The following is a 12356-nucleotide window of genomic DNA, read 5'->3' as shown; positions in this document are numbered from 1 at the left end:
AATGCCGGCCGAGAAGAGCTCCGCCGTACGCAGCCGCCGGCCGGCGCCGCCCCGTGGCGCGGGACGCGGCTCCCCGGCCCCCCGCACCCCGCGCGGCGGCGGCGTACGGCGCCTCTACGAGCAGGCACGCCGGGCCTGGGACCGGCCCCTGACGGCCTACTACGTGATCCTGGGCTCCAGCCTCCTGATCACCGTGCTGGGCCTGGTGATGGTCTACTCCGCCTCGATGATCAAGGCGTTGAGCATCGACAAGTCGTCGACGTACTTCTTCGGCAAGCAGTTCGTCGCCGCCGTCATCGGGGGCGCGCTCATGCTGGTCGCCTCCCGGATGCCGGTGAAACTCCACCGCGCGCTGGCCTACCCGATGCTGATGATCACGGTCTTCCTGATGGTCCTGGTCCAGGTGCCGGGGATAGGGATGTCGGTCAACGGCAACCAGAACTGGCTCTACCTGGGCGGCCCGTTCCAGATCCAGCCCAGCGAGTTCGGCAAGCTCGCGCTCATCCTCTGGGGCGCCGACCTGCTCGCCCGCAAGCAGGACAAGCGGTTGCTGACGCAGTGGAAGCACATGCTCGTCCCGCTCGTGCCGGTCGCCTTCATGGTGCTCGGGCTGATCATGCTGGGCGGCGACATGGGGACCGCGATCATTCTCACGGCGATCCTCTTCGGCCTGCTCTGGCTGGCCGGCGCCCCCACCCGGCTCTTCGCCGGGGTGCTCGGATTCGCCGCCGTCATCGCCTTCCTGCTGATCTGGACCAGCCCCAACCGGATGTCCCGGCTCTCCTGCATGGGCATCATCGGCGAACCCGACCCGGACGACGGCTGCTGGCAGGCGGCCCACGGAATCTACGCGCTGGCCTCCGGCGGATGGTTCGGTTCCGGGCTCGGTGCGAGTGTGGAAAAATGGGGTCAACTCCCGGAAGCCCACACCGACTTCATCTTCGCGATCACCGGTGAGGAACTGGGTCTTGCGGGGACGCTGTCCGTGCTCGCCCTGTTCGCGGCTCTAGGCTATGCGGGTATCCGCGTGGCCGGACGCACGGAGGACCCCTTCGTCAGGTATGCCGCGGGAGGCGTGACCACCTGGATCATGGCCCAGGCCGTGATCAACATCGGTGCGGTGCTCGGCCTGTTGCCGATCGCCGGTGTCCCGCTCCCGCTGTTCTCCTACGGAGGGTCCGCCCTGCTGCCGACGATGTTCGCGGTCGGGCTCATGATCGCCTTCGCGCGGGACGATCCCGCCGCGCGGGCGGCCCTGGCCATGCGGAGGCCCGGGGTGAGATGGAAGACGATGAGACGGCGCGTCAAGAAGCGTTCGTCCGGAGAGCGGTGAATTTCGGTGCATGTCGTACTCGCCGGCGGGGGGACCGCCGGACACATCGAGCCCGCGCTTGCCCTCGCAGACGCCCTGCGCAGGCAGGACCCGACCGTGGGAATCACTGCCCTCGGTACGGAACGCGGCCTGGAGACCAGGCTCGTACCCGAGCGGGGGTACGAGCTCGCCCTCATCCCTGCCGTGCCGCTGCCCCGTAAGCCCACCCCCGAGCTGATCACCGTCCCGGGCCGGCTGCGCGGCACGATCAAGGCCGCCGAGCAGATCCTGGAGCGCACCAAGGCGGACTGCGTGGTCGGCTTCGGCGGTTACGTCGCGCTGCCCGGCTACCTCGCCGCCAAGCGCGTCGGCGTACCGATCGTGGTCCACGAGGCCAACGCCCGACCCGGCCTCGCCAACAAGATCGGCTCCCGGTACGCCCACGGGGTCGCCGTCTCCACGCCGGACAGCAAGCTGCGCGGCGCCCGCTACATCGGCATCCCGCTGCGCCGCACCATCGCCACTCTGGACCGCGCCCGGGTCCGTCCGGAGGCCCGCGCCTCCTTCGGCCTCGACCCCAATCTGCCCACGCTGCTGGTCTCCGGCGGCTCGCAGGGCGCGCGCCACCTCAACGAGGTCGTCCAGCGGGTCGCGCCGCTGCTCCAGCGCTCCGGGATCCAGATCCTCCATGTGGTCGGCCCGAAGAACGAATTGCCGCGGATCGACAACATGCCCGGGATGCCGCCCTACATCCCGGTACCGTACGTGGACCGGATGGACCTCGCGTACGCCGCGGCCGACATGATGCTCTGCCGCGCGGGCGCGATGACCGTCGCCGAACTCTCCGCCGTCGGGCTTCCCGCCGCCTACGTCCCGCTGCCCATCGGCAACGGCGAACAGCGGCTGAACGCCCAGCCGGTGGTCAACGCCGGCGGCGGCCTGCTGGTGGACGACGCGGCACTGACCCCGGAGTGGGTGCAGGGCAACGTCCTGCCGGTGCTCTCGGACCCCCACCGGCTGTACGAAATGTCCCGTGCCGCCGCGGAGTTCGGCCGGCGCGACGCCGACGACCTGCTCGTCGGCATGGTGTACGAAGCGATCGCCTCACGCCACTAGGCGTGCGGCGCGAGGCGGTGCGGACCCGGGACGGGCGTCCCGGGTCCGGCGAAGGAGCGAGCGTGGCCGGACCGACGACCGCCCAGCGCGGCGCAGCGGGGCGTGCGGACACCCCCGCCCGCCCGCCGCACATCGGCCCCGAGGAGCGCCGGATCAGCCGCCGTACGCTGCTGATCCTGATCGGCGTCGCGGCGGCCCTGCTCACCGCGTTCACCGTCTGGGTGCTCTACGGCTCCTCCTGGCTCCGCGTCGAGGGCGTCTCCACGAGCGGCGTCGAGGTGCTGACCCGCGAGGAGGTGGAGGCCGTCGCCGCCGCCCCGGTCGGCGCTCCGCTGATCTCCGTGGACACCGGCGCCATGGAGGCCCGGTTGCGCCAGAAGTTGCCTCGTATCGACTCGGTGGATGTCGTACGGTCCTGGCCGCACCGCATCAGCCTTAAGGTGACCGAACGCAAACCGGTCCTGCTGGTCGAAAAGGGTGCGAAGTTCGTCGAAGTGGACGGTACGGGCTTCCGGTTCGCCACGGTGGACCGGGCTCCCAAGGGCGTACCCCTGCTGGAGCTGAAGCCGGAACGGTCGGCGAGTCTACGCCGGTTCGGCAGTGACCGTCTGTTGCGGGAGGCGGTTCAGATCGCGGGTGAACTCCCCGAGGGTGTCGCCAAGGACACCGAGGCCGTACGGATCACCTCGTACGACGCGGTCTCCTTGCGGCTCACCCGGGATCGGGTGGTGATCTGGGGCAGTGGTGAGGACGGGCCCGAGAAGGCGCGTGTTCTCACCGCTCTCATGAAGGCGGAGCCCAAAGCGGGACAGTTCGACGTGAGTGCCCCCAGCGCCCCTGCGGTATCAGGGAGTTGACGTGCATTTGTGCTGGCCAGCACCCTGGTTGGTCAGCGCTACGGGTGATCACATAGGGTGAAAAGAAAAACGGGAGGTTCGGCGTGTTCGTTGAACGTGCGCCACTTGTCGACTTAGTGTCCTGTTCGGAAGAGTCCAGGAAGCAGACACACTGGTAACCCTAAAGTTGAACGTTAGGGTTTGGGTCGGCGTTCGGACCGTCCCCATCGACATCAGTCGTCGCCGCGGGTCCTCCGCAGAGCGACGACACGTAACTCGAGGCGAGAGGCCTTCGACGTGGCAGCACCGCAGAACTACCTCGCAGTCATCAAGGTCATCGGTGTCGGCGGCGGTGGTGTCAATGCCATCAACCGAATGATCGAGGTCGGTCTCAAGGGCGTCGAGTTCATCGCGATCAACACGGACGCACAAGCCCTGTTGATGAGCGACGCCGACGTCAAGCTCGACGTCGGCCGTGAACTCACCCGGGGCCTCGGCGCCGGGGCGAACCCGGCCGTCGGTCGTAAGGCGGCAGAGGACCACCGTGAGGAGATCGAGGAGGTCCTCAAGGGGGCCGACATGGTCTTCGTCACCGCCGGAGAAGGCGGCGGCACCGGCACCGGCGGCGCACCCGTCGTCGCCAACATCGCGCGCTCGCTGGGCGCCCTGACGATCGGTGTGGTCACCCGCCCGTTCACCTTCGAGGGCCGGCGACGCGCCAACCAGGCGGAGGACGGCATCGCCGAACTCCGCGAAGAGGTCGACACCCTCATCGTCATCCCGAACGACCGCCTGCTGTCCATCTCGGACCGTCAGGTCAGCGTTCTCGACGCCTTCAAGTCGGCCGACCAGGTCCTGCTCTCGGGTGTCCAGGGCATCACCGACCTGATCACCACCCCGGGCCTGATCAACCTCGACTTCGCCGACGTCAAGTCGGTCATGTCCGAGGCCGGATCGGCGCTCATGGGCATCGGGTCGGCGCGTGGCGACGACCGCGCGGTCGCGGCGGCCGAGATGGCGATCTCCTCGCCGCTGCTGGAGGCGTCCATCGACGGCGCCCGAGGCGTCCTGCTCTCCATCTCCGGCGGCAGCGACCTCGGTCTCTTCGAGATCAACGAGGCCGCCCAGCTGGTGAGCGAGGCGGCCCACCCCGAGGCCAACATCATCTTCGGCGCCGTCATCGACGACGCCCTGGGTGACGAGGTGCGGGTCACCGTGATCGCGGCCGGGTTCGACGGCGGACAGCCGCCGACCCGCCGGGAGAGCGCCCTCGGGGGCAACACGAACAAGCGGGAGGAGCCGGCCGCTCCGGCCAGGCCCTCCGCCGAGTCCGCGCGCCCGGCCGGCGGCCTCGGTTCCGTACCTCCGCGCGAGGAGAGCCCGGCCCCGGCCGAGCCCACCCCCGCGTCGGCTTCGAGCGAGAGCCCGCTGTCGCCGGTCTCTCCGCCGCACGTCCCGCCGGCCCGTCCCTACCAGGACACCCAGGCCGAAGAGCTGGACGTACCGGACTTCTTGAAGTGATAGGTCACCACCAGGCGGAACCCGTCACGGGCAGCGCTCATTTCGCCTTCACCGACCGGTGGGGCGGAGTGAGCGCCGCTCCGTACGGTGAGCTCAACCTCGGCGGCGCGGTCGGTGACGACCCCGCCGCCGTCGGCGCGAACCGCGAGCGCGCGGCCCGCCGGCTCGGCCTCGACCCGGCCTCGGTCGTCTGGATGAACCAGGTGCACGGCCGGGACGTGGCGGTGGTCGACGGACCCTGGGGCGCGGACGCGGAGATCCCGGCCGTGGACGCGCTGGTGACCACGCGGCGCGGACTGGCGCTCGCCGTCCTCACCGCCGACTGCACCCCCGTCCTCCTCGTCGACCCGGTCACCGGAGTCGTGGGGGCGGCGCACGCCGGGCGGCCGGGGCTGGTCGCCGGAGTCGTCCCGGCCGTGGTCGAGGCGATGACCGCGCTGGGCGCACGCCCTTCCCGGATCACCGCGCACACCGGACCGGCCGTCTGCGGACGGTGCTACGAGGTGCCGGAGGAGATGCGCGCCGAGGTCGCCGCGGCGGTCCCCGGCACCTGGGCCGAGACCAGCTGGGGGACCCCGGCGGTCGACGTCACCGGCGGAGTCCACGCCCAGCTCACCGCTCTCGGCGTGAGTGACCTGCACCGTTCGCCGGTCTGCACCCGTGAATCGGGCGACCACTTCTCGTACCGCCGCGACCGCACCACCGGGCGGCTCGCCGGATATGTCTGGTTGGACTGATAGGGCATGACGGACCGTAAGGCTCAACTCGCGGCGAATCTGGCACAGGTGGAGGAAAGGATCACCTCCGCCTGCGCCGCGGCCGGCCGCGAGCGCGAGGAGGTGACCCTGATCGTGGTCACCAAGACCTACCCCGCGAGCGATGTACGGATGCTGCACGAACTGGGTGTGCGCCATGTCGCGGAGAATCGTGACCAGGACGCGGCACCCAAAGCCACCGCTTGTGCGGATCTTTCCCTGACATGGCACTTTGTCGGACAATTGCAGACGAACAAGGTTCGTTCTGTGATGAGTTATGCCGATGTCGTGCAGTCGGTGGACCGGATCAAGCTGGTCACGGCCCTCTCGGGGGCGGCGGTCCGCGCGGAGCGCGAACTGGGCTGTCTGATCCAGGTCGCCCTGGACGCGGAGAGCGGCGAGCGAGGCGAGCGCGGCGGGGTCGCGCCGGACGGGATCGAGGAGTTGGCGGCCGCGGTCGACGCGGCCGAGGGGCTGCGGCTGGACGGTCTGATGACCGTGGCGCCGCTGGCCGGACCGTTTGCCGGCAGGCAACGGGCCGCGTTCGACCGGCTGATGGAAATCGCCACCCGCCTGCGCACCGGTCATCCTGCTGCCACCATGGTCTCCGCAGGTATGAGCGCGGACCTCGAGGACGCGGTGGCGGCCGGAGCGACACATGTACGCGTCGGTACGGCGGTACTCGGAGTCCGACCCGGGCTCGGGTAACGTCGCGAAGCAAGTCGGACCACAGCAGAAAATATGGTCATTCCCCAGTACAACGGGGCGGACCACAGTGGATCGCGGGCACTTGGTGACGAATGCCGATCCACCACAGAGCGGAGGACTCGGAGCATGGCCGGCGCGATGCGCAAGATGGCGGTCTACCTCGGCCTCGTGGAGGACGATGGGTACGACGGTCCGGGGTTCGACCCCGACGACGAATTCGAACCTGAGCCGGAGCCCGAGCGGCGACGGCATCAGCCCCCGCACCAGGTGGAACGCGAGCGCGAGCGGGAGCGCGAAAGGGACGAACCGGTACGAGTGGTGCAACCGCCCGCTCAGCGCGAGCCGGTTCAGCTCCCCGCGGAAAGCGGGCGACCCGCCCGAATCGCCCCCGTGGCATCCATCACACCTGAACGTCCGAACATGGAGAAGAACGCACCGGTGATCATGCCCAAGGTCGTGTCCGAGCGGGAGCCGTACCGCATCACCACGCTGCACCCCAGGACCTACAACGAGGCCCGTACCATCGGGGAACACTTCCGTGAGGGCACTCCGGTGATCATGAATCTCACGGAGATGGACGATACGGACGCGAAGCGACTTGTCGACTTTGCCGCAGGACTCGTCTTCGGGCTCCATGGCAGCATTGAACGCGTGACGCAGAAGGTGTTCCTGTTGTCGCCTGCTAACGTCGATGTCACGGCGGAGGACAAGGCCCGCATCGCAGAGGGCGGATTCTTCAACCAGAGCTGAGAACACGACACCGGGAACAACCCGGCCGCGAGGCCGGAACCGGCCGAGCGGCCGGAGCTATGAGAGCCAGGGGAGAGGGAACAGCGGGACATGGGCGTCGCACTGGATGTGGTCTATATCGCGCTGATGTGTTTCCTCATCGTGCTGATCTTCCGGCTGGTCATGGACTACGTCTTCCAGTTCGCACGTTCATGGCAACCCGGCAAGGCGATGGTGGTCGTACTTGAGGCCACCTACACTGTCACCGATCCACCGCTCAAGCTTCTGCGGCGGTTCATCCCGCCGCTGCGTCTCGGGGGCGTGGCACTCGACCTGTCCTTCTTCGTTCTGATGATCATCGTCTACATCCTGATCAGCGTTGTGGTCAGGTTGTGAGCGATACGGTCTTGCCGACTGCCGACGACTACGTAGAGGTGAAGAAGAGATGCCGTTGACCCCCGAGGACGTGCGGAACAAGCAGTTCACGACCGTCCGCCTCCGAGAAGGCTATGACGAGGACGAGGTCGATGCCTTTCTCGACGAGGTCGAATCGGAGCTGACCCGTCTGCTCCGTGAGAACGAGGACCTGCGCGCCAAGCTGGCCGCCGCGACGCGTGCCGCCGCGCAGAACCAGCAGCAACAGCAGCAGCAGGGCATGCGCAAGCCCCCGGAGCAGCAGGATCGCCCGGGCGCTCCCGTACCCGCCGCCATATCTGGACCGCCGCAGCAGCAGCAGCCTCCGCAGATGGGTCCGCCCCAGCTGTCCGGTGGAGCTCCGCAGCTGCCTGCCGGCCCCAGCGGTCACGGCCCCCAGGGTGGTCACGGCGGCCCGCAGGGTCCGCACGGCCCCGGCCCGATGCAGGGCGGTCCCATGGGTGGCCCGATGGGCGGCCCCATGGGTCAGCACCCCCAGCAGCAGATGCAGCAGATGCAGCAGCCGCAGATGCAGCAGCAGGGGCAGGGTCCCGGTGGCGACAGCGCCGCCCGTGTCCTCTCGCTCGCGCAGCAGACCGCCGACCAGGCGATCGCGGAGGCCCGTTCCGAGGCCAACAAGATCGTCGGCGAGGCGCGCAGCCGTGCCGAGGGGCTGGAGCGCGACGCCCGTGCCAAGGCGGACGCCCTGGAGCGGGACGCGCAGGAGAAGCACCGCGTGGCGATGGGCTCGCTGGAGTCGGCCCGCGCGACGCTGGAGCGCAAGGTCGAGGACCTGCGCGGCTTCGAGCGCGAGTACCGCACCCGGCTGAAGTCCTACCTGGAGAGCCAGCTGCGTCAGCTGGAGACCCAGGCGGACGACTCGCTCGCCCCGCCGCGGACGCCGGCCGCCGCTTCGCTGCCGCCGTCGCCCTCGCTGGCTCCGGCCGGTGCGGGTGCGATGGGTCACTCCATGGGCAGCTCCAACCACGGTGGCCACGGTGGCCAGCAGATGGGTGGCGGTCAGTCCATGGGCGGTGCGCCGTCCTACGGTGGGCAGCAGCAGATGTCGCCCGCGATGACGCAGCCGATGGCGCCGGTTCGGCCTCAGGCGCCGCAGCCGATGCAGCAGGCGCCCTCGCCGATGCGCGGGTTCCTGATCGACGAGGACGACAACTGAGCGGATCGCGCTCGCTGAGCGCGTAGCCGTCGGCAGTCGAAGGGCCGGGCCCCGGGGTTTCCCCGGGGCCCGGCCCTTTGGCGTGGGAGCCGCCGGTGCTGCCGGTGACGGGAAGGGGCGGGGCGGGCCGCTCCCCGCCCCTTCCCTGCCCCCTTTGTCCTCAAGCGCCGGACGGGCTGGGGTTCCGGGGAGACGTGGAAGGGCCCGGCCGGGGCGTATCCGGCCGGGCCCTCTCGTAGGGGTACGGGCTACCGCTTGCGCAGACGGAACGTCAGGGACAGGCCCTCGTCCTCGAACGGCGTGCCGTACGTGTCGTCCGCCTCGCCCTCCGCGTACTCCACCGCCAGCACCTCGTCCGCGATCAGCGGCTTGTGCTCCGTGAGGGCCTCCACCGTGGCCGGGGACGTGGAGGTCCAGCGGACGGCGATGCGGTCCGCCACGTCCAGGCCGCTGTTCTTGCGGGCCTCCTGGATCAGGCGGATCGCGTCACGGGCCAGGCCCGCGCGGCGCAGCTCCGGGGTGATCTCCAGGTCCAGCGCCACCGTCGCACCCGCGTCCGAGGCGACCGACCAGCCCTCGCGCGGGGTCTCGGTGATGATGACCTCTTCGGGGGTGAGGGTGATCTGCTCGCCCTCCACCTCCACCGACGCCGTGCCCTCGCGCAGGGCCAGGGAGAGCGCCGCCGCGTCCGCGTTCGCGACCGCCTTGGCCACCGCCTGGACGCCCTTGCCGAACCGCTTGCCCAGCGCCCGGAAGTTCGCCTTCGCCGTCGTGTCGACCAGCGAGCCGCCCACCTCCGAGAGCGTGGCGAGCGATGTGACGTTCAGCTCCTCCGCGATCTGCGCCCGCAGGTCCGAGGGCAGTGCCTCGAAGCCGCTCGCCGCCACCAGCGCCCGCGACAGCGGCTGGCGCGTCTTCACGCCCGACTCCGCGCGCGTGGCCCGGCCCAGCTCCACCAGGCGGCGCACCAGCGCCATCTGCGTGGAGAGCGTCGGATCGATCGCCTCCAGGTCCGGCTTCGGCCACGAGGCCAGGTGCACCGACTCCGGGGCGTCCGGCGTCACCGGCGTGATCAGGTCCTGCCAGACCCGCTCCGTGATGAACGGGGTCAGCGGGGCCATCAGCCGGGTGACCGTCTCGACGACCTCGTGCAGTGTGCGCAGTGCCGCCTTGTCACCCTGCCAGAAGCGGCGGCGCGAGCGGCGTACGTACCAGTTGGAGAGGTCGTCCACGAACGCCGAGAGCAGCTTGCCGGCGCGCTGGGTGTCGTAACCCTCCATCGCGACCGTCATCTGGTCGACCAGCGCGTTGAGTTCGCTCAGCAGCCAGCGGTCCAGGACCGTGCGGTCCGCCGGGGCCGGGTCGGCCGCCGACGGGGCCCAGCCCGACGTGCGCGCGTACAGGGCCTGGAACGCGACCGTGTTCCAGTAGGTGAGGAGCGTCTTGCGGACGACCTCCTGGATCGTGCCGTGACCCACCCGGCGTGCCGCCCACGGGGAGCCGCCCGCCGCCATGAACCACCGCACCGCGTCCGCCCCGTGCTGGTCCATCAGCGGGATCGGCTGGAGGATGTTGCCCAGGTGCTTGGACATCTTGCGGCCGTCCTCGGCGAGGATGTGGCCCAGGCAGACCACGTTCTCGTAGGACGATTTGTCGAAGACCAGCGTGCCGACCGCCATCAGCGTGTAGAACCAGCCGCGGGTCTGGTCGATGGCCTCCGAGATGAACTGCGCCGGGTAGCGGCTCTCGAAGACTTCCTTGTTCTTGTACGGGTAGCCCCACTGCGCGAACGGCATCGAACCCGAGTCGTACCAGGCGTCGATGACCTCCGGGACCCGGTACGCCTCCAGCTGGCAGTTCTCGTGCGTGCAGGTGAAGGTGATCTCGTCGATGAACGGGCGGTGCGGGTCGAGGGACGACTGGTCCGTGCCCGTGAGTTCCGTCAGTTCCGCCCTCGAGCCCACGCACGTCAGGTGGTTGTCCTCGCAGCGCCAGACCGGCAGCGGTGTGCCCCAGTAGCGGTTACGGGAGAGCGCCCAGTCCACGTTGTTGTTCAGCCAGTCGCCGAAGCGGCCGTTCTTGACCGAGTCCGGGAACCAGTTGGTCTTCTCGTTCTCCTGGAGCAGGCGGTCCTTGATCGCCGTCGTCCTGATGTACCAGGACGGCTGCGCGTAGTAGAGCAGCGCCGTGTGGCAGCGCCAGCAGTGCGGGTAGCTGTGCTCGTACGGGACGTGGCGGAAGAGCTTCCCCCGCGCGTCCAGGTCCGCGGTGAGCGCCTCGTCGGCCTTCTTGAAGAAGACGCCGCCGACCAGGGGCAGCTCTTCCTCGAAGGTGCCGTCGGGGCGGACCGGGTTGACCACCGGCAGGCCGTACGCGCGGCAGACCAGGAGGTCGTCGGCGCCGAACGCGGGGGACTGGTGGACCAGACCCGTACCGTCCTCGGTGGTGACGTACTCCGCGTTGACCACGTAGTGGGCCTCCGCCGGGAAGTCGACCAGCGTGAACGGGCGCTCGTAGGTCCAGCGCTCCATCTCGGCGCCGGTGAACGACTGGCCGGTCGCCTCCCAGCCCTCGCCGAGGGCCTTCTCCAGGAGCGGCTCGGCGACGACGAGCTTCTCCTCGCCGTCCGTCGCGACGACGTAGCGGACCCCGGGGTGCGCGGCGACCGCCGTGTTGGAGACCAGGGTCCACGGCGTGGTCGTCCAGACCAGGAGCGCCGCCTCGCCGGCCAGCGGGCCGGAGGTGAGGGGGAAGCGGACGAAGACCGAGGGGTCGACGACCGTCTCGTACCCCTGGGCCAGCTCGTGGTCGGAGAGGCCCGTGCCGCAGCGCGGGCACCAGGGGGCGACGCGGTGGTCCTGGACCAGCAGGTCCTTGTTGAAGATCTCCTTCAGCGACCACCAGACGGAGTCGACGTACTCCGGGTCCATCGTGCGGTAGGCGTCGTCCAGGTCGACCCAGTAGCCCATACGCGTCGTGAGCTCGGTGAAGGCGTCGGTGTGGCGGGTCACCGACTCACGGCACTTGGCGTTGAACTCGGCGATGCCGAACGCCTCGATGTCCTTCTTGCCGTTGAAGCCCAGCTCCTTCTCGACGGCGAGTTCGACCGGCAGGCCGTGGCAGTCCCAGCCGGCCTTGCGGCCCACGTGGTAGCCCTGCATGGTCCGGAAGCGGGGGAAGACGTCCTTGAAGACGCGGGCCTCGATGTGGTGGGCGCCGGGCATGCCGTTGGCGGTGGGCGGGCCCTCGTAGAAGACCCACTCGGGGCGGCCCTCGGACTGGTCCAGGCTCTTGGCGAAGACCTTGTTCTCCTGCCAGAAGTCCAGAACGGCGTGTTCCAGTGCGGGCAGGTCGACCTGGGCGGGTACCTGGCGGTACTGCGGCGATGTCATGTGCGGCTTCCTCCGGCGGACGTATTCCACTTCCGTCGGAGGGACGAGAGCGTCTCGGCTCCCGCGGTACCACCCTCCTTGGCCCCGGGCGTGCCCGTGGCCCCCTCATTGGGGTCGCGACGCCGGGTCTAGTTGCCTCGGTCCCCCTGGGGCACAGCCCGTGGTCCGAGGCGTTCTTCCGGCGGCTCCGGGGTGATCTTCACGACGCGCTCGCCCCCGGGCTCCCACCGTCCCCGGGTCGCTGCTGGCTGCGTACGGCGCTACTCGTCCCGTCCATGCCTTTCGCTGGGCCCAGTGTACGGGCCCGTACGGCTGACGGCCGACCGGTTCAACCCGCGGCCGGGGCGTGACCCGAATGGCCAGTCGGGGCCTACCGAGTCGGCCGCGGCGGTCCGG

General features: G+C 69.7%; 10 protein-coding genes. 9 read left to right on the top strand and 1 reads right to left on the bottom strand.

Annotated features, from left to right (window positions below; genetic code table 11):
• The first annotated feature begins 1 nt into the window (after position 1).
• The 9 genes from ftsW (at position 2) to D6270_RS07470 (ending at position 8568) form a co-directional block, all read left to right on the top strand.
• The gene (gene ftsW, locus D6270_RS07515; RefSeq protein ID WP_109166142.1) at positions 2-1333 is read left to right on the top strand and encodes a putative lipid II flippase FtsW; all 1332 of its coding nucleotides are present in this window, start codon (positions 2-4) and stop codon (positions 1331-1333) included.
• Between the two features lie 6 nt (positions 1334-1339).
• Positions 1340-2428 carry an undecaprenyldiphospho-muramoylpentapeptide beta-N-acetylglucosaminyltransferase gene (gene murG, locus D6270_RS07510; protein ID WP_109166143.1) on the top strand — a complete coding sequence of 363 codons (1089 nt, stop codon included), beginning with the start codon at positions 1340-1342 and terminating at the stop codon, positions 2426-2428.
• 62 nt (positions 2429-2490) lie between these two features.
• The gene (locus D6270_RS07505; RefSeq protein WP_109166144.1) at positions 2491-3285 is read left to right on the top strand and encodes a cell division protein FtsQ/DivIB; all 795 of its coding nucleotides are present in this window, start codon (positions 2491-2493) and stop codon (positions 3283-3285) included.
• Between the two features lie 276 nt (positions 3286-3561).
• Positions 3562-4785, top strand: coding sequence for a cell division protein FtsZ (ftsZ, locus tag D6270_RS07495; RefSeq protein WP_109166146.1), 1224 nt, complete (start codon positions 3562-3564; stop codon positions 4783-4785).
• A complete protein-coding gene (gene pgeF, locus D6270_RS07490) occupies positions 4782-5522 on the top strand; it encodes a peptidoglycan editing factor PgeF (RefSeq protein ID WP_109166147.1) in 741 nt (246 codons plus the stop codon). The genes ftsZ and pgeF overlap by 4 nt, the downstream gene beginning before the upstream one ends.
• A 6-nt stretch (positions 5523-5528) precedes the next feature.
• Entirely contained in the window at positions 5529-6248 is a 720-nt protein-coding gene (locus tag D6270_RS07485; protein ID WP_109166148.1) for a YggS family pyridoxal phosphate-dependent enzyme, read from the top strand.
• 126 nt (positions 6249-6374) lie between these two features.
• Positions 6375-6998, top strand: coding sequence for a cell division protein SepF (locus D6270_RS07480; RefSeq protein WP_093686663.1), 624 nt, complete (start codon positions 6375-6377; stop codon positions 6996-6998).
• Between the two features lie 90 nt (positions 6999-7088).
• Positions 7089-7373, top strand: coding sequence for a YggT family protein (locus D6270_RS07475; protein ID WP_006123846.1), 285 nt, complete (start codon positions 7089-7091; stop codon positions 7371-7373).
• Positions 7374-7422: 49 nt separating this feature from the next.
• The gene (locus tag D6270_RS07470; RefSeq protein WP_109166149.1) at positions 7423-8568 is read left to right on the top strand and encodes a DivIVA domain-containing protein; all 1146 of its coding nucleotides are present in this window, start codon (positions 7423-7425) and stop codon (positions 8566-8568) included.
• A 248-nt stretch (positions 8569-8816) separates the two neighbouring features.
• Here the strand turns inward: D6270_RS07470 and ileS are convergent, their stop codons facing one another.
• Positions 8817-11960: an isoleucine--tRNA ligase gene (gene ileS / locus D6270_RS07465; RefSeq protein ID WP_109166150.1), complete on the bottom strand. Its 3144-nt coding sequence runs from the start codon at positions 11958-11960 to the stop codon at positions 8817-8819.
• Between the last annotated feature and the right edge of the window lie 396 nt (positions 11961-12356).

The sequence above is a fragment of the Streptomyces griseus subsp. griseus genome (genome assembly GCF_003610995.1).
Classification (GTDB): Bacteria; Actinomycetota; Actinomycetes; order Streptomycetales; family Streptomycetaceae; genus Streptomyces.
The sequence above is the reverse complement of the archived record's forward strand: the minus strand, read 5'-3'. Positions and strand labels throughout refer to the sequence as shown.